This window comes from Pigmentiphaga litoralis, assembly GCF_013408655.1.
Taxonomy (GTDB): Bacteria; Pseudomonadota; Gammaproteobacteria; order Burkholderiales; family Burkholderiaceae_B; genus Pigmentiphaga; species Pigmentiphaga litoralis_A.
Genome location: NZ_JACCBP010000001.1, coordinates 1385485 through 1402947, shown reverse-complemented (window position 1 = coordinate 1402947; position 17463 = coordinate 1385485). Strand labels below are relative to the sequence as shown.

Here is a 17463-nt window from a genome sequence, read left to right as displayed (position 1 = left end):
TCAATGCTTGCGCAGGGACGTCAATCGTTCTTCGACGTTGCGCCAGGCCGGGCGGTCCGGCGCAAACCGGTCCCGCAAGTAGTGGACGACGTCCACGATCTGCCGGTCGTTCAGTGTGCTGCCGAATGCAGGCATGTCGCCCAGCGCATCATTTGCCGGGCTGTCGATGCCCTGCAGGATGGACTGCAGGACGTTGTCGGGCTGGTCGCTGTGCAGATTGGTGTTCAGGGCCAATGACAGCTTGATGCCTGCCAGGGCCGGTCCGGCCTGAGGTTCGTGGCAGACCGCGCAGGCGCCTTCAAAGATCCGTTCGCCCGCTGCATCGAACACCCTGGCGCGGGGTGCGGTGGCGGCTTCGATGCGCGCCAGTTCCGCAGCGTGCATCGACGCATGCAGGGCTGGGTCCTGCGCAGGGGCCAGCCCCGGTGCGATGCCGGGCCGGGACGTCGTGCCCTGGCTGGCTTCAAGGGCCTCGCGGGCCCCGCTGGCCTGGTGCGTGGTCACGCCATCCAGGTTGGCCAGGTAATGCGCCATGGCTGCCACGTCCACCGACGGCAGTTGCTGCAGTCCGTGGATCACCGGTCCCATCGGGCCGGCCGCCGACCCGTGGCGCGGCGAAAAGCCGGTGCTCAGATACTGGAAAAAGTCGCCTTCGTTCCAGGGAATCGGCGCGCGCGACAGGCTGTTCAAGGCGGGTGCTTCCCACCCTTCGGCCTCGCCGCCCGCCAGGAATGCCGGTTTGCCTCGTTGTTCGGCGCCCAGCGCATTGCGCGGCGTGTGGCAGGCGCCGCAGTGGCCCGCGCCTTGAACCAGGTAGGCGCCGCGATTCCATTGCAGGCTTTGCGTGGGGTCGGGCTTGTAGGGCTGGTCGTCATGGAACAAGGTGTTCCAGCCTGCCATCAACGGGCGGATGCTGTACGGGAAGGCCAGCGACGTGGGCGCGGGTGTGGACCGCACGGCGGGCTGCGACATCATGTAGGCGTACAAGGCCGTCATGTCGGCTTCGGAGAACTTCGCGAATGACGTGTACGGAAACGCCGGGTACAGATGCCGGCCGTCGCGATGGATGCCCTGGCGCATGGCGCGTTCAAACGCCGCGTACGACCAGTTGCCTATGCCGGTTTCGACATCCGGCGTGATGTTGGTGGTGACGATCTGCCCGAACGGCGTGTCCAGATGCAGTCCGCCAGCATTGGGCGTGCCGCCGGGGGCGGTGTGGCACACCACGCAGTCGCTGGCCGCGGCGACCAACCGTCCACGTTCAATGGCTTCGGCCGAGTACACCGACAGGTCAGGCGCCTGCACCGGGGCGATCGCGGGCCGCCAGGGCAGGGCGGCCACGGTCAGGCCGACCGCTGCCGCGGCAATGCCGCCCAGCCAGGCATAGGCAATGCGCCGTTCGGGCGCGGCGGTGCCGCCCCGCAGTTGCTGTCGGACGGCATCGCCATTGAACGGCGGTTGCCGCAGGCGCACGCCAGTGGCGTCATAAATGGCATTGGCAACGGCGGCGGCGGCGGGCAAGCCCGCAGCGGCGGTCCACGCCAGCGGGCGGGCCGTGGCGACATCGCCCCCCGGCGCGACCCAGGCAATGTCGGTCGTGCCTGCGGCGGACGGCATCACGGCTGTTGACGTGGGGCTATCACCGGACCGGGAGGCGGGCGCCTGGCCTGCCCAGTCGTCAAAGCCGGCAGGGGGCGCAAGCAATGCGCGCGTCACGCCGTCGATCTGCCGTTCGATGGGAGCCTGTGCGTGCTTGACCGGCCCGGGGGCGAGATGTTCCACGTCGTGACCGACCACGACCCGAGTCACGGCGACGCTGCCGCTGGCAGGGTCGACGGCAACGTCGGCCACCCAGGCCGACCAGGTGCGGCTGGGCGGAGTGCTGCTCTCGTCGATCACGCTGCTGTAGGCAAAGCCGCGGCCGGTGCCTCGGGGCGCTCGTGGGAATGTGCCGGGAGACGTGCCTGGAGACGTGCTTTGGCGTGCGCTTCGGGTCGGGCCTGGAGACGTGCTGTGGGGCGCGCCTCGGGACCCGCCTACCCAGCCTGCGCGTTCGGCGACGCTGCGCACCAGGGCCTCTCCGCGCGGGTCTTGCTCAAGCTGCGTGAGCCGCAAGGCCACCGGGTCCACGCCTTGCGTCGCGGCCAGTTCGTCGATAAAGGATTCGAGCGCAAAGATCTGCGCGGCGGGCAGGCCCTCGGGGGTGGTGCCTGTGCTTGAGTTGTCCAGGCTGGCGTCCGGGTGCCAGTCGATGGCCGGGACCGCGTCGTAGGGAACCACCGGGTGCGCGGTGTGGGCTCGCGCGGGGGTGGCAGAGGCGTTGCCAATGGTTGAGGTGTTGCTGGCCGCGCTGTCGCTGGCTGGATCGTTGCCGGTTGATTCGCTGCCCGTTGATTCGCTGCCGGTTGAAGCGCTGCGGGTTGAAGCGTTGCCGGCTGAATCGTTGCCGGTTGAGTCGTTGCCAGCCAGGTGGCCGTTGGGCCCGATGCCGCCCGCTGCGCCGCTGGTCAGCAAGCGGGCCAGGCTGGGCCTGCGCACCACCGGCGAACCCGTTGTCATCTGCAACGTTGTGATCCGCGACGTTGATGTTGGCAACGTTGATGTTGGCAACGTTGATGTTGGCAACGAAGGCGTCGGCAACGGGGGTGTGGACGATGTTGATGCTGGCAACGTGGATGGGGGCGACGTTGATGCTGGCAACGGGGATGTAGGCGACGTTGATGTGGGCGACGTCGATGTTGCCAACGCAGCTGCCTGCACCGTTGCCGTCAACCGGGTCGGCATGACCGCCGCCGCAGGCATGCTTGACCGTACGCGCACCGGGCGGTTCACCGCGCGTGACAGCAGCACCGCGTCGGCCGCGGCATCGAACGCCCCGGCATGCCCCGGTTGCCCAGTCGGCAACACCGTCACCTGATCGACTGCAAGCGAGAGCAAGGCGGCGATTTCTACACGCAACGCGCCGGCATCCACCACCGGCGCCCAGATCGATACGCCCTGCGTATGCACCCAAGCCACGGCCCAGCACGCGTCGGCCGCCTGAGGCTGCGGCCACGCATAATCACGAGAAAATGTGTCTGCCCCGGCGGTGCCCGCACGCGCAACTGCATCCGCACCGACATCGACACCGACACCGACACCAGTACCAGCAGCCGCTGCCCCCGCCACCCGCTGGCCAGCACCTGCTTCACCTGCCGCGTCCGTCTTTCCCGCCGTTTGCTTGCGTTCCCGCAGCGGCGCATTCCACTCCAGCACCAGCCGGCTCGCGCCCTGGTCGGCCAGCACGGCGCTGACCGCCACGACGCCGGCAAAATGCCGGTCGACCACGGCAGGGAAGACACCCGGGATCGTGCGCACGGCGCGGTCGTCGGCATGGCGCAAGGTCATGCCGGTGTACCGCTGCCCATCCCAGTCCATGCGCGGCGGACGCAGCACGACACCGTGCAGCGTCGTGCCCGGATCGGGTGGCGTCAGGTCACGGGTGTCAGCGGAACCGGGGCGGGCGGGCAGGCCTTGGGCCATGGTCATTCCGCCTGGGCGGCGCGTGTCACGGCCGCAAGAATTTCGACGTGCGTGCCGCAGCGGCACAGGTTGTAGTGCAGTTCGTCGCGAATCGTCTGTTCGGAAGGATGCGGGTCGCGGCGCAGCAGCGCCTCGGCCGTCATGATCATGCCGTTGAGGCAATAGCCGCATTGCGCGGCCTGGGCATCGATAAAAGCTTGTTGTGTCTTGCCGGGCTGGCCGTTGTGGCAGAGCCCTTCCAGCGTGGTGACCTGCCGCGCGCCAACCCGTTTGACCGGGATGACGCACGATCGCGCCGCCACGCCGTCCACCAGCACGGTACAGGCGCCGCATTGACCCAGGCCACAGCCAAACTTCGGGCCGTTCAGTTCCAGATCATTGCGCAGCACGTACAGCAGGGGCGTTTCCGGGTCCGCGTGCACGACGACGCCTGCGCCGTTCACGTTCAACACGAAGTTTCGGTACCCGTTATCCATAAGCCCAGCACTATACGTCAGAGAAAAGATTGACGATCACAACGTTGACGATCACAACGTTGCCGGCAACAACGATAGATCAGGGCTGGATCAGCGGCACGTTGAAGACGTCGTAGCCAAAGCACCAGTCGGGATTCTCGTTCGTGCGCAGCCAGGTGTTGTCATGCGACACCTTCTGCACGCGGCTGGCACGCTCGGTCCGGTTCTTTTCGTACAGCTTGAAGGCCAGCGTGTGGTTTTCGGCGCCGACTTCCTGGAAGCAGCGAACCAGCATCGCGGCATCTTCGATTGCCATGGCCGCGCCTTGCGCCATGTGCGGCTTCATGGGGTGGCAGGCGTCGCCCAGCAGCACGATGCGGCCGCGGCTCCACAGGGGCAGCGGATCGCGTTCCAGCAGTGGCCACTTCGAAATTTCCTTGGTGCCGTTGATCAGCGATTGCACCGTGGGGTGCCAGCCGTCGAAGGCTTCGCGCATTTCTTCCTGGCTGCTTGGCACCCAGCTTTTCGTCATGTCCCACTCGGCTTCCGGCACGCCGGTCACATAGTAGATTTCGTCGCGCTTTTCGGTAACGTAGTACACCATCATGTGACGGTCGTCGGACCACCACTTGACGCACATGTCGTAGGGCAGCGGGCCGCTGTCGATCGGCGTGGGAAATACGGCGCGGTGGCCGACGTAGCCGCTGTACTTGGGCAGTTCGGGGCCAAGCAGCGCATCGCGCAGCTTGGAGTTGACGCCGTCGGCGCCAATGACGATGTCGCACTCTTCGGTCGTGCCGTCGGTGAAGTGGAGCTTGACCACGTCGCCCAGATCTTTCACTTCGGTCAGCTTCTTGTTGAAGGCGAGCAGGCCGGGCGGCAGGGCGGCGGTCATCATGGCGTGGAAGTCGCCGCGGTGGACCGTCAGGTAGCTGGCGCCGTAATGCGACAGCGCGTAGTCGCCCAGCGGGATCGCCGCCAGTTCGTCGCCGGTCTGCCAGTGGCGGCTGTACCAGAAGTCGGGGTGCGAGCCCATGCGGTTCAGTTCATCTTCGATCCCGATCCGGCGCATGATCTTCATGACGTTGGGGCCGAGGTGTATGCCGGCGCCGATGCGGGCAAAGGCCGGGGCCTGCTCGTACAGCTTGACGTCGAAGCCTGCCTTGGCCAGCAGCGCCGCGCCGGCGGTGCCACCCAAACCGGCACCGATGATTGCGATTCTTGGTTTGCTCTTCACGTTTGGATCTCCTGGCCCGGGGGCGTCATGCGACATCATCGCCTTGATGATTTGAATGCAGTGTACACACTCAAAATGCCGCAGTAAACAGGGTTTTTCACGCACGCTTACGGGCGGATAATGGTGCATCGGGCACCAACTTGAAGCACCCGAAAGCTATCGTTGATCCGGGTATTCCATGATGCCTGACAGCGGGGCATTCCCTTGTTGTCAGTTCTTTCTTCCGATGCCAGAATGCAGCGTACACATTAAATATTGTCAGCAGCGGGGTCCACGCGATCCCCCAACATGAAAGGGTCAGGGCAATGGCGGTTAGCGATCATCAGATGCTTGAAGCGTGGCGCCAGGTGCTGACGCTGTCGAAACTGGAAGCCGGGCAGGTCGTCACGATCCTGACGGGCGCATCCACCCATCCGCAGACGCTGCGCGGCGCCATTGCCGCCGTGTCGTCATTGGGTGCGATCGTCAACTGCCTGGACTTGCCGCCGGTCAATGGCGAAAAGGCATTGAGCCGCGACTCGCTGTCGTATCTCGGCACGACCCCTCTCACGGGCAACCGCGCGGCCATTGCGGCGCTGAAAGAAAGCGACCTGGTGCTGGATCTGATGACGTTGCTGTTCTCGCCAGAGCAGCACGAGATCCTGAAAAGCGGCACCAAGATCCTGCTGGCGGTCGAACCGCCCGAGGTGCTGTGCCGCATCCTGCCCAGCCTGACTGACCGCGAACGCGTCATGGCCGCCGCGGCGCGCATTGAAAGCGCGAAGGAAATGCACATCACGTCGCCGGCTGGCACTGACCTGCGCTGCGCATTGGGTGAATTCCCGGCCATCCGCGAATACGGTTTCGTGGACGAGCCTGGCCGGTGGGACCACTGGCCAAGCGGCTTTGCGTTGACGTTTCCAAACGAAGGCGGCACGCAAGGCCGCATCGTGCTGGACCGCGGCGACATCCTTCTGCCCATGAAAAGCTACATCAGCGACCCCATCGAACTGGTCGTCAAGGACGGCTACGTGCGGTCCATCAGCGGCGGCATGCATGCCGACCTGCTCAAGGAATACATGTCGTCGTTCAAGGATCCCGAAGCGTATGCGATGTCGCATATCGGCTGGGGCCTGCAGCCCCTGGCCTACTGGTCGACGCTGGCGCAGTACGACCGCGAAGCGACGATAGGCATGGACGCTCGCGCCTTCGAAGGCAACTTCCTGTTTTCGATGGGGCCGAACAACGAAGGCGGCGGGGAACGCAGCACCACCTGCCACATCGACATCCCGATGCGGCATTGCACGGTGTCCCTGGACGGCGACACGGTCGTGCAGGACGGCCGCGTGCTCGATGCCTGGGCCAAGGCGGAGGCCGCATGACACACGCCGCGGCGCCAGCAATTCGACACGACGCCCGCCCGATGGCTGGGGGCGCCTTCCGTGGCTGACCTGCCGCAGCATCGCGCCGACCACCTGGCGCTGCTGGCCGCGCGGCCGGCGCTGCGTGTCGTGCGCGACCCGTTGCCCGGCGTCAAGCCCGCACCGGGCCAGCCAGGCGCCGCGTCGGATTACGTGCCGTCGCATCCCGATGTGTTCATCGCGATCCTGCCCGGCGGACGGGTGCTGGCTTTCAATGGCCACGTCGACCTCGGGACAGGTATTCGCACGTCGCTCGCCCAGATCGTGGCCGAAGAACTGGACGTGGCGGTAAATCGGGTGGAAATGGTGCTCGGGCATACCGAGTCCGTGCCGAACCAGGGCCCGACCATTGCCAGCGCCACCATCCAGATCGCGTCCATTCCACTGCGCCGCGCCGCGGCGCAAGCGCGTGCCTTCCTGCTGGCTCGGGCTGCAGTGCAGTTCGGCGTTGACGCGCATGCGCTGCGGGTGGAAGACGGCGTGGTGTATGGCCCTAACAATGCCGGAACGCCGGGCGCTCCGGCCACTGCCGACTACTGGACCTTGCTGGGCGACGACGCCGTCGATCTGAAACTGGCGGACGAGCTTGCGCTCAAGCCGCCGTCGGCCTACCGCATCGTGGGCCAGGACACCCCGCGCACCGATATTCCGGGCAAGGCCGTGGGCACGCATGTGTACGTGCACGACGTCCGCCTGCCGGGCATGGTGCATGGCCGGGTCGTGCGTCCCCCGTATCCGGGGAGAGATGTCGGAGACTTTATCGGGCACAGCCTGCTGCGTGTGGACGATGCCGCGGTGCGCTGCATGCCCGGAGTGATTGCCGTGGTTACGCAAGGCGACTTTGTGGGCGTCGTCGCCAACACCGAATGGCAGGCCATCCAGGCCGCGACCCGGCTGGTTGTCCACTGGAAACCCATTCCCGCCGCACCGGCGCTCGACAATCTGGAACGCGCGTTGCGGGCCAATCCCGCCAGCGACCGCGTGCTCAAAGATGGCGACGACATAGGCGCGCGGTTCGCAGGCGCGGCTGCCACCGTGTCGGCCACCTACGTGTGGCCGTATCAGCTGCATGCGTCGATCGGCCCGTCATGCGCGGTGGCCGACGTGCGTGACGACGGCCTGACCGTGTGGTCCGGCACCCAGAACCCGCACATGCTGCGGATCGATCTGCACCGCCTGCTGGGCGTGACCGAAGATCGCATCGAAGTGATCCGGCACGAGGCCGCCGGTTGCTACGGCCGCAACTGCGCCGATGACGTGGCGGCCGACGCCGCGCTGCTGTCGCGCGCCGTGGGCCGGCCGGTGCGCGTGCAGCTGAGCCGCGAGCAGGAACACGCGTGGGAGCCCAAGGGCGCGGCGCAACTGGTCGATGTGAAAGGCGCGATCGATGCGCAGGGCAACTTGTCGGCCTACGAACTGGCAACCAGCTATCCGTCCAACGATGCCCCCTTGCTGGCCTTGCTGCTGACAGGCACCGAGCCGGCGGGCCCGCGGGCCTTGCAGATGGGCGATCGCACCGCGGTCCCGCCGTATCGGTATCCATCGCAACGGATCATATGCCGTGACATGCCGGCGATTGTGCGGGCGTCGTGGCTGCGCGGCGTGTCCGCCTTGCCGAATTCGTTCGCGCACGATGCCTTCATTGATGAGCTTGCCGAAGCGGCGGGCCGCGACCCGGTGGAATTCCGCCTGGCGCATCTGGATGACACCCGCGCCGCGGACCTGGTGCGGGCCGTGGCCGCCCGGGCGCAGTGGTCGACCCGTCGCACCGGTAGCCGCGGCGAGCCCGATGCCGACGGTCTGTTGCGGGGTCATGGATTCGCCTACGCCCGCTACATCCACAGCCGCTTTCCGGGGTTCGGCGCGGCGTGGTCCGCCTGGGCCATCGCGATTGCCGTGGACCCGGCCACCGGACGCGTGAAGGTCGAACGTCTGATCGTCGGGCAGGACACCGGCATGATGGTCAACCCCGCTGGCGTCCGCCACCAGTTGCAGGGCAACGCCATCCAGTCGCTCAGCCGCGTGCTGCTTGAAGAAGTCGAGTTCGACCAGGCTGGCGTCATCAGCCGGGAGTGGGGCGCCTATCCCATCCTGGGTTTCAAGGATGTGCCCGAGATCGACGTGCTGCTGATGCCCCGGCAGGACGAACCGCCCATGGGCGCGGGCGAATCGGCGTCGGTGCCCAGCGCCGCCGCGATCGCCAATGCCCTGTTCGATGCTACCGGCGTGCGCTTGCGCCAACCGCCATTTACCCCCGGCCGCATTCGCGCGGCGCTGCGTGAACGGCACGCCGCCGCCGTTCCCGCCTGAGTGTTCCGACGGCCCCGAATTCGATTTGATTTCATGTAGTGAATGCCGAACGAATCGGCGCGCGCGAGGTTGCCCTGGCACTATCCTTGCATTGTTTCTTATCAGTGATTTCCATGTAGTGCGTACTACATGAAATGTGGGATATTGCGGTGCATGGGGCGCGCTGTCGCACCCGAATGATGCGCGTGGCGCCTGCGTTTGCACATGGGTGGTGCTGCTCGGCAATGACCGCTGCCGCAACCCGTTTTTTTCGACCCACAGGACAATGCATGATCGAGATCCGCGAAGTCTTCACCCACGTGGAAACGATTTTCCACGAGTATGGCCCGCCCGCGGCGACGCCCCTGGTGCGCGGCGCGATCATGGCAGTGCTGACCAATCCGTTTGCCGGCCGCTATGAACCCGACCTGCTGCCGATGATGGACGCACTCAAGCCGGTGGGGCTGGATATGGCGCGGCGGCTGCTGGCGGCCATGCAGGTCGATGCCAGCGCCATCGAAAGCTATGGCAAGGGTGCGATCGTCGGGGCCGCGGGCGAACTGGAACACGGTGCGGTATGGCATGTGCCTGGCGGCTACGCGATGCGTGAATTGCTGGAAGGCCAGGGCGTGCCCACCCACGCCATCGTGATCTCGGCCAAGAAGGTCGGGGCGCCATCGACCCGGCTTGACGTGCCATTGGGCCACGTCAACGCCAGCTATGTGCGCAGCCATTTCGATGCGATGGAAGTGTCGGTGCCCGGTGCGCCCGCTTCGGACGAAGTCGTTTTTGTGCTGGCCATGACCACGGGAGCGCGCGTGCACGCCCGGGTCGGTGGCCTGGCGGTATCGCAGATCGTGGGCAAGGACGGGTTGCGCTGAACGCGCGCCACGTCATCGGAACGAGCAAGGACACCATGATGAATCTTCGCAAACTGGTAGTGCAGGTCGATGAGATCCGGGTCGAAATGGGGCAGGCGGTCAGCCCGCCGACCCGCCGCGCACTGGCCATGGCCGTGATCGCCAATCCGTATGCGGGCCGATACAGCGGCAATCTGGATGACCTGGTCGAGATCGGCGCCGAACTGGGCCGCTTGCTGGGTGAAAAATGCGTGGCCGCGCTGGGCATTGCGCCCGGGCAGGCCGAAAGTTATGGCAAGGCAGCCATCGTCGGCGAAGCGGGTGAGATCGAACACGCCGCAGCCATCCTGCACCCCAAACTCGGCGCGCCGCTGCGCGACGTGTTGGGCAAGGGCGCCGCGCTGGTGCCGTCCGCGAAAAAGCTGGGCACGCTGGGCACCGCCATCGATGTGCCGCTGGGCCACAAGGACGCCGCGTATGTACGCAGCCACTTCGACGCGATGGAAGCCCGCGTGGCCGATGCGCCGCGGGCGAACGAAATCGTGGTGGCGGTCGTGGTGACCGATAGCGGACGTCCGCTGGCACGCGTGGGCGGGCTGGAAAAAGATGCCATCCAGGGCGTGGACGGATTACGCTAGCCGGTGCCTGTAACCAAGGTTTGAACCCGGGCGCCGATGCAGTCGGCCGGCGCCTTGCAATTTGCAGTACTCCCCGTAGATTTTGTGATGCTTCACACTTCGTTAGGAAAAGCCATGACAGCACCCACTCGTTTCCTGCGCCACACGGCCGCGCTGGTGTCCGTGTTCGCAGCAACCGGCGCGTATGCCCAGAGCACCATCAAGATCGGCGAGATCAACAGCTACAAGGCACAGCCCGCGTTCCTCGAGCCCTACAAGCGCGGTTACGAGCTGGCGATCGAAGAGATCAACGCTGCCGGCGGCGTCAACGGCAAGAAGCTTGAAATCATTGCGCGCGACGATAACGGCAACCCGGGCGATTCCGTGCGCGTGGCCGAAGAACTGATCACGCGGGAAAAGGTGGACGTGCTGTTCGGCGGCTTCCTGTCGAACACGGGCCTGGCCATTACCGACTTTGCCAAGCAGCGCAAGGTGTTCTTCCTGGCATCGGAACCCCTGACCGACAAGATCGTGTGGGAAAACGGCAATCGCTACACCTATCGCCTGCGTCCGTCGCTGTACATGCAGGTCGCGATGCTGGTGCCGGAAGCGCTCAAGCTCAAGAAGAAACGCTGGGCCGTCGTCTACCCGAACTATGAATACGGCCAGTCGTCGGTCGCCACGTTCAAGAAGCTGATGACCGCCGCGCAGCCCGACATCGAATGGGTCGCCGAGCAGGCAACGCCGCTGGGCAAGGTCGATGCCGGCGCGGTGACGCAGGCGCTGGCCGATGCCAAGCCCGACGCCATCTTCAACACGCTGTTCGGCGCCGACCTGGGCCGCTTCGTGCGCGAAGGCAACACGCGCGGGCTGTTCGAAGGCCGCCAGGTGGTGTCGCTGCTGACCGGCGAACCCGAATACCTGGATCCGCTGAAAGACGAAGCGCCCAAGAACTGGATCGTGACCGGCTACCCCTGGTATTCGATCACCACGCCCGAAAGCAAGAAGTTCGTTGACGCCTTCCGCAAGAAGTTCAACGACTACCCACGTCTGGGTTCGGTGGTGGGCTACAGCTCGGTAATGTCGCTGGCCGCGGGCCTGAAGAAAGCCGGCAGCAGCGATACCGAAAAGATGGTGCAGGCGTTCAAGGGCCTGGTCGTGCCGACACCGATGGGCAACATCACCTATCGCGCGCAAGACAACCAGTCGACGATGGGCGCCTATGTGGGCCGCACCGACGTCAAGGACGGCAAGGGCATCATGGTCGACTACAAGTACGTCGACGGCGCATCGGTTCAGCTGAGCGATGCCGAAGTGAAGAAACTGCGTCCTGCGGACTGAAGTCGGGGCGGTTCCACTGTAAATGGGGCGCCCGGTCCGATCGGTTCGTGACCGCGGCGCGCCCCCTGCTTCTTGCTGGATGGCACGCGCATGACTTTCTCAAGCTTATTTGTCCAAATGCTGAACGGCCTGGCCGACGCATCGGCCATGTTCATGGTCGCCGCGGGCCTGTCGCTGATATTCGGCGTGACGCGTATCGTCAATTTCGCGCATGGTTCCTTCTACATGTTCGGGATCTATATCGCGTACACCATCGTCGGCATGATGGGCGGCACCGGCCTCGGTTTCTGGGCCTCGGTCGTGCTGGCCGCGCTGGCGGTCGCATTGATCGGCGCGCTGATCGAAATCCTGGTGTTGCGGCGCATCTACCATGCGCCCGAACTCTTCCAGCTCCTTGCCACCTTTGCCGTCGTGCTGGTGCTCAAGGACGTGGCTCTGTATATCTGGGGCGCCGAGGACCTGTTCGGTCCGCGCGCGCCTGGTCTGACCGGCTCGGTCGAAATCCTGGGCCGCCGCGTTCCGCAATATGACCTCGCGCTGATCTGCATCGGCCCGCTGGTGCTTGGCATTCTGTGGCTGGCCCTGACCCGCACCCGCTGGGGCAAGCTGATCCGCGCGGCCACGCAAGACCGTGAAATGGTCGGCGCCCTGGGCATCAACCAGGCCTGGCTGTTCACCGGGGTATTTGCGCTGGGATCCTTCCTGGCCGGCCTGGGTGGCGCCTTGCAGGGTCCGCGCATGCCCGCCAACCTGGCCATGGACCTGGAAGCCATTGGTAGCGCGTTCGTGGTGGTGGTCGTGGGCGGCATGGGGTCGATCCCGGGCGCCTTCCTGGCCGCCTTGCTGATCGCCGAAATCAAGGCGCTGTGCATCGCCATTGGCCAGGTGGAAATCTTTGGCGTGGTGTTCTCGTTGTCCAAGCTGACGCTGGTGGCCGAATTCCTGGTCATGGCCTTCATTCTGGTGGTGCGCCCATGGGGTTTGCTGGGCAAGCCGCTGGCGCTGTCGCGCAATGTGTCGGGTGTCGAAGATCCGCTGCGCCCCACCAGCAAGGCGGTGCGCGCGCTGTTCATCATCGTCATTGCCGCCCTGGTCGCCGTGCCGTTGCTGGCCGCCGCGTTCCCGTACCTGACCGTGTTGCTGGTCGAAATCCTGGTCGCCGTGCTGTTTGCCGCCAGCCTGCACTTCATCATGGGCCCAGGCGGCATGCATTCCTTCGGGCATGCGGCCTACTTCGGCCTGGGCGCCTACGGCGCGGCGCTGCTGTTCAAGTCGGTGGGCCTGCCGATGGAAGCGGCGCTGATGCTGGCGCCCCTGGTGGCGGCGGTGGGGGCCTTGATCTTCGGCTGGTTCTGCGTGCGGTTGTCCGGGGTGTACCTGGCCATGCTGACGCTGGCATTCGCGCAAATCGTCTGGTCCATCATCTACCAGTGGGATGCGTTCACGGGAGGCAGTAACGGCCTGGTGGGCATCTGGCCCGCAGCCTGGCTGTCGTCGCCGGTTGCCTATTACTACCTGACACTGGCGCTGTGCGTGGCCGGGGTCTGGCTGTTGCGCCGCGCGCTGTTCTCGCCCTTCGGGTATGCGATGCGTGCGGGCCGCGATTCGCCGCTGCGCGCCGATTCGATCGGGATCGACGTCAAGCAGGTGCAGTGGATGGCGTTCGTGGTGGCCGGCATGTTCTGCGGTCTGGCAGGTTCGCTGTTCGCGTTCTCGAAGGGCAGCATTTCGCCCGAAGCGATCAGCGTCAGCCGGTCCATCGACGGCCTGGTGATGGTGCTGCTGGGCGGCGTGCAGACGCTGGCCGGTCCGATCGTCGGCGCCTCGGTCTTTACCTGGCTGCACGACACGATTGCCCGTGAAACCGAATACTGGCGCGCCATTCTGGGCTTGGCCGTGCTGGCCCTGGTCCTGGCGTTTCCGCTCGGCATCGTCGGCTTCCTTCGCACCGTGTTCCAACGCGGCGACAAACACGACGGCGGCACGCCCGGCACCAAGCCGGTCGCGGTCACCGTCACCGATCCAGCCGCGCTGCGGGAGGCGGTATGAGCTTGCTCCAAGTCAAGAACCTGACCAAGTCCTTCGGCGGTGTGAAGGCCGCCGACAACGTGTCGTTCGATCTGCCGCGCGGCCAGTTGCTGGCGCTGCTGGGCCCCAACGGCGCCGGCAAGTCGACCTGCTTCAACATGGTCAACGGGCAGCTGAAACCCAACAGCGGATCGATCCTGCTCGATGGGCAGGAACTGATCGGCATGAAGCCGCGCAACATCTGGCGGCTGGGTGTGGGGCGAACGTTCCAGATCGCCGCTACCTTCAGTTCCATGACGGTGGTCGAAAACGTGCAGATGGCCCTGATGTCGTTCGAGCGCAAGCTGTCGCATCTGTGGCGGCCTGCGGCGTCGTTCTATCGCGATGAGGCCATGGCGCTGCTGGCCCAGGTCGACATGGCCAGCCAGGCCGAGCGGTCGTGCGGCGTGCTGGCTTATGGCGACGTGAAGCGGGTCGAACTGGCGATCGCATTGGCCAATCAGCCCAAGCTGCTGCTGATGGACGAGCCGACGGCGGGCATGGCGCCCAACGAGCGCAATGCGCTGATGGCGCTGACCAAGAAACTGGTGGTGGAACGCAACCTGTCGGTGCTGTTCACGGAACACAGCATGGACGTGGTGTTTGCCTATGCCGACCGCATGATCGTGCTGGCCCGCGGCCAGTTGATCGCCGAAGGCGATGGCGAGACCATCCGCAACCACCCCAAAGTGCGCGAAGTCTATTTCGGCACCGGAAAAACCTTCGAGGCCAAGGCGCCCGATCTGACGACCGCCGGAGCACACGCATGACCGACGTTTTGCTGAAGGTACAGAACCTGAACGCCTTCTACGGCCGCGCGCACATCCTGTTCGATGTGGGCCTGGAAGTGCGCCGCGGCGAAGTGGTGGCCCTGATGGGCCGCAACGGTGCCGGCAAGTCGACCACCATGAAAGCCGTCATGGGCCTGCTGGACCGCAGCCGCGGCGAAGTCGAATTCCTGGGCCAGTCGGTGGCCAAGAGCAAGCCCTATCAGATCGCGCGGCTGGGCATGGGCTTCGTGCCCGAAGACCGCCGCGTGTTCACGGAATTGAGCGTGCTCGAAAACCTGGAAATCGGCAAGCAGCCGGCCCGTTCCGACGCGGTCGAATGGACGCCTGAAAAGCTGTTCAAGCTGTTCCCCAATCTGGGCGAAATGCCGAATCGGCCGGGTGGCCAGATGAGCGGGGGCGAGCAGCAGATGCTGACCGTGTCGCGCACCTTGATGGGCAATCCCTATCTGGTGCTGCTGGACGAACCGTCCGAAGGCGTTGCGCCGGTGATCGTGGAACAGATGGCGAACATGATCATCGCGCTGAAACGCGAAGGCATGTCCATCCTGCTGTCCGAGCAGAACATGCACTTTGCGGAGCTGGTCAGCGACCGGGCCTATGTGCTGGAAAACGGCCATATCCGCTATCAGGGCACGATGGCGGAACTGGCGGCGAACGACGCTGTGCGGCGGGCCTACCTGTCGGTCTGAGGCCGCGCAGGCAAGGGCAGGGATCGCGCAAGGGAGCAGGCAATGGCAGTGGAAAGCGTGTCGGGCAAGTCGGGCAAGGTGGTGATCCGGAACATCGGACTGCTGCTGTCGGGCGACATTGACCAACCCATCCTGGACGCCACCACGGTGGTGGTTGACGACGGCATCATTGTTGCGATCGGCAACGATAGCGATGGCGACATCGATGGCGCGGCAACCGTGATCGATTGCCGCGGCACGACGCTGGCGCCGGGCCTGATCGACTCGCATGTGCATCCGGTCTTTGGCGACTGGACGCCGCGCCAGGGCCAGCTCGGCTGGATCGAGTCGAGCCTGCACGGCGGCGTCACCACCATGATCTCGGCAGGCGAAGTCCACCTGCCGGGCCGGCCCAGGGATATTGTCGGCCTCAAGGCCCTGGCCATCACCGCGCAGCGTTCGTTTGAAGGCATGCGCGGCGCAGGGGTTGGCGGGGGCGTCAAGGTGCTGGCCGGTGCGCCCATCCTGGAACAGGGCATGGTCGAACAGGACTTCAAGGACCTGGCCGATGCGGGCGTCACGCTCCTGGGTGAGGTGGGACTGGGCACGGTCAAGGCTGGCTACGAAGCCGGCCCGATGGTGGCCTGGGCCCGCAAGTACGGCATCCAGAGCACCATCCACACGGGCGGGCCTTCCATTCCGGGGTCAGGGCTGATCGATTCGGACGTGGTGCTTGAAGCCGATGCCGATGTGATCGGCCATGTGAACGGCGGCCATACGGCGCTGCCCTACAAGCATGTCTGTGAGCTGTGTGAACGGTCCACCCGCGCGCTGGAGATCGTTCACAACGGCAACGAACGGATCGCGATCCTGACGGCGCGGCATGCGGTGGAACTCAAATGCCCGCATCGCGTGATCCTTGGCACCGATGGTCCGGCCGGGTCGGGCGTACAGCCGCTGGGCATTTTGCGCATGGTCGCATTGATCTCAAGCATGGCCGATATTCCGGCTGAAATCGCCTTTGGGTTCGCGACCGGCAATACGGCGCGCATGCGCAACCTGCGTCAGGGCCTGATCGAGGTGGGCCGTCCGGCCGACTTTGTGTTCATGGACCGCGCGCAACATTCGGCAGGCAAGACGCTGCTGGAAAGCGTCGAGCTGGGCGACATCCCGGGCGTGGGCATGGTCATGATCGATGGCCTGGTGCGTTGTGGCCGCAGCCGCAATACGCCGCCTGCCGAGCAGGTTGCGATCGTCGTGCCGCGCTACTGATCCGCCCCTACGGCCGCCGCAACCAGCCAGTCCTTGAACCGCGTCAGGGTCGCCTGATTCGCGCGCGCTTCGGGATAGCAGAACCAGTACCCGGAATTGCTGCGATAGCTCATGCCCGCCGGCGCGACGACCAGGCCGGCTGTGATCTCGTCCTGCACCAGACAGCGCGGCACCAGCGCCAATCCCATCCCGACCATGACCGCGCGGATCAGCGTATGGAACTGGTCGAACTGCGGCCCGGCCAGGGGATCGATCGTGTGTACCGCATGGGTGTCGCTCCATTGCAGCCAGGCCTGCGGCACGCTGACATGCTGCAGCAGGGTATGGCGGCTGACGTCATCGGGTGTTTCTACGGAAGGCACGCCCGATGCTTCGGGTGGGGCGATCAACACGACGTCGCTGCCGGCCAGGTAATGCGCGTGCGCGTCGGGCCAGTGGCCTTCCCCGAACAGGATCGAACAGTCCAGGTCCGGCCGCGTAAAGTCATAGCCGTGCACGTAGGGCACGAAGTGCAGCGCGACCTGAGGATGCCGATGCTGGAAGTCGGGCAGTCGCGGAATCAGCCACTTGGCCCCAAAGGTGGGCAGGGTGGACAGGTGCAACGCGCCGCCACCGTCACCACTGGTGATCAGGTCCAGCGTGGCGGCTTCCAGTTGCGCCAGCAGCGGGCGAATGACCGTGTGGTAGCGCTCGCCCGCGGGGGTGAGCGACAGCCGCTTGCGGGCCCGTTCGAACAGCGGCACGTCAATCCACCGTTCCAGCTCCTGGATCTGCTTGCTGACCGCGCCCTGCGTGACGTGCAGCGCTTCGGCCGCCCGTGAAATACTGCCGAAGCGCGCTACGGTCGAAAACGTACGCAGCAGATGCAGGGGAGGGCGGAGCCGACGCATGGTCATTCCATCAAAACATTCCAGATCGGAATGTTATCAGAATGGCCTTTCGCG

At 65.4% G+C, this 17463-nt stretch carries 13 protein-coding genes; 9 read left to right on the top strand and 4 right to left on the bottom strand.

Translation table 11 applies throughout. The features are described from left to right. The 3 genes from HD883_RS27630 to HD883_RS06205 all read right to left on the bottom strand — a co-directional run bounded on the left by HD883_RS27630 (window position 1) and on the right by HD883_RS06205 (window position 5214). Window positions 1-3522 (bottom strand): cytochrome c, encoded by a 3522-nt coding sequence (locus HD883_RS27630; protein WP_257022009.1) that lies wholly within the window; start codon window positions 3520-3522, stop codon window positions 1-3. A 2-nt stretch (window positions 3523-3524) separates the two neighbouring features. Continuing rightward, complete coding sequence (locus tag HD883_RS06210; protein WP_179587267.1) at window positions 3525-3998, bottom strand: (2Fe-2S)-binding protein; 474 nt, start codon at window positions 3996-3998, stop codon at window positions 3525-3527. Between the two features lie 79 nt (window positions 3999-4077). Beyond that, window positions 4078-5214, bottom strand: coding sequence for an FAD-dependent monooxygenase (locus HD883_RS06205; RefSeq protein ID WP_179587269.1), 1137 nt, complete (start codon window positions 5212-5214; stop codon window positions 4078-4080). Between the two features lie 305 nt (window positions 5215-5519). On the opposite strand from HD883_RS06205, the gene HD883_RS06200 reads away from it, so the two are divergent. From HD883_RS06200 to HD883_RS06160, 9 genes are all read left to right on the top strand, one after another. Continuing rightward, window positions 5520-6575, top strand: a complete 1056-nt coding sequence (locus tag HD883_RS06200) for a 2,5-dihydroxypyridine 5,6-dioxygenase (protein ID WP_179587271.1) — start codon at window positions 5520-5522, stop codon at window positions 6573-6575. 60 nt (window positions 6576-6635) lie between these two features. Then, complete coding sequence (locus HD883_RS06195) at window positions 6636-8924, top strand: xanthine dehydrogenase family protein molybdopterin-binding subunit (RefSeq protein ID WP_373563319.1); 2289 nt, start codon at window positions 6636-6638, stop codon at window positions 8922-8924. 269 nt (window positions 8925-9193) lie between these two features. After that, complete coding sequence (locus HD883_RS06190) at window positions 9194-9784, top strand: amino acid synthesis family protein (protein WP_179587273.1); 591 nt, start codon at window positions 9194-9196, stop codon at window positions 9782-9784. Between the two features lie 35 nt (window positions 9785-9819). Next, the gene (locus HD883_RS06185) at window positions 9820-10401 is read left to right on the top strand and encodes an amino acid synthesis family protein (RefSeq protein WP_179587275.1); all 582 of its coding nucleotides are present in this window, start codon (window positions 9820-9822) and stop codon (window positions 10399-10401) included. A 114-nt stretch (window positions 10402-10515) separates the two neighbouring features. Then, window positions 10516-11721 (top strand): ABC transporter substrate-binding protein, encoded by a 1206-nt coding sequence (locus HD883_RS06180; protein WP_179587277.1) that lies wholly within the window; start codon window positions 10516-10518, stop codon window positions 11719-11721. Between the two features lie 90 nt (window positions 11722-11811). Beyond that, window positions 11812-13770, top strand: a complete 1959-nt coding sequence (locus HD883_RS06175; protein ID WP_179587279.1) for an ABC transporter permease — start codon at window positions 11812-11814, stop codon at window positions 13768-13770. Next, window positions 13767-14558: an ABC transporter ATP-binding protein gene (locus HD883_RS06170; RefSeq protein WP_179587281.1), complete on the top strand. Its 792-nt coding sequence runs from the start codon at window positions 13767-13769 to the stop codon at window positions 14556-14558. The genes HD883_RS06175 and HD883_RS06170 overlap by 4 nt, the downstream gene beginning before the upstream one ends. Next, window positions 14555-15268, top strand: a complete 714-nt coding sequence (locus HD883_RS06165) for an ABC transporter ATP-binding protein (protein ID WP_179587282.1) — start codon at window positions 14555-14557, stop codon at window positions 15266-15268. The genes HD883_RS06170 and HD883_RS06165 overlap by 4 nt, the downstream gene beginning before the upstream one ends. 42 nt (window positions 15269-15310) lie before the next feature. Continuing rightward, window positions 15311-16519 (top strand): amidohydrolase family protein, encoded by a 1209-nt coding sequence (locus HD883_RS06160; protein ID WP_179587284.1) that lies wholly within the window; start codon window positions 15311-15313, stop codon window positions 16517-16519. Here the strand turns inward: HD883_RS06160 and HD883_RS06155 are convergent. After that, complete coding sequence (locus HD883_RS06155) at window positions 16513-17415, bottom strand: LysR substrate-binding domain-containing protein (protein ID WP_179587286.1); 903 nt, start codon at window positions 17413-17415, stop codon at window positions 16513-16515. The genes HD883_RS06160 and HD883_RS06155 overlap by 7 nt on opposite strands. Window positions 17416-17463: the final 48 nt, after the last annotated feature.

What these genes read in the sequence shown, in the direction of transcription:
- HD883_RS06210 (WP_179587267.1), bottom strand. Translation starts at nt 3,998, where the DNA reads ATGGATAACGGGTACCGAAACTTCGTGTTGAACGTGAACGGCGCAGGC.
- HD883_RS06155 (WP_179587286.1), bottom strand. Translation starts at nt 17,415, where the DNA reads ATGACCATGCGTCGGCTCCGCCCTCCCCTGCATCTGCTGCGTACGTTT.
- HD883_RS06160 (WP_179587284.1), top strand. Translation starts at nt 15,311, where the DNA reads ATGGCAGTGGAAAGCGTGTCGGGCAAGTCGGGCAAGGTGGTGATCCGG.
- HD883_RS06185 (WP_179587275.1), top strand. Translation starts at nt 9,820, where the DNA reads ATGATGAATCTTCGCAAACTGGTAGTGCAGGTCGATGAGATCCGGGTC.
- HD883_RS06165 (WP_179587282.1), top strand. Translation starts at nt 14,555, where the DNA reads ATGACCGACGTTTTGCTGAAGGTACAGAACCTGAACGCCTTCTACGGC.
- HD883_RS06200 (WP_179587271.1), top strand. Translation starts at nt 5,520, where the DNA reads ATGGCGGTTAGCGATCATCAGATGCTTGAAGCGTGGCGCCAGGTGCTG.
- HD883_RS06190 (WP_179587273.1), top strand. Translation starts at nt 9,194, where the DNA reads ATGATCGAGATCCGCGAAGTCTTCACCCACGTGGAAACGATTTTCCAC.
- HD883_RS06170 (WP_179587281.1), top strand. Translation starts at nt 13,767, where the DNA reads ATGAGCTTGCTCCAAGTCAAGAACCTGACCAAGTCCTTCGGCGGTGTG.
- HD883_RS27630 (WP_257022009.1), bottom strand. Translation starts at nt 3,522, where the DNA reads ATGGCCCAAGGCCTGCCCGCCCGCCCCGGTTCCGCTGACACCCGTGAC.
- HD883_RS06175 (WP_179587279.1), top strand. Translation starts at nt 11,812, where the DNA reads ATGACTTTCTCAAGCTTATTTGTCCAAATGCTGAACGGCCTGGCCGAC.
- HD883_RS06180 (WP_179587277.1), top strand. Translation starts at nt 10,516, where the DNA reads ATGACAGCACCCACTCGTTTCCTGCGCCACACGGCCGCGCTGGTGTCC.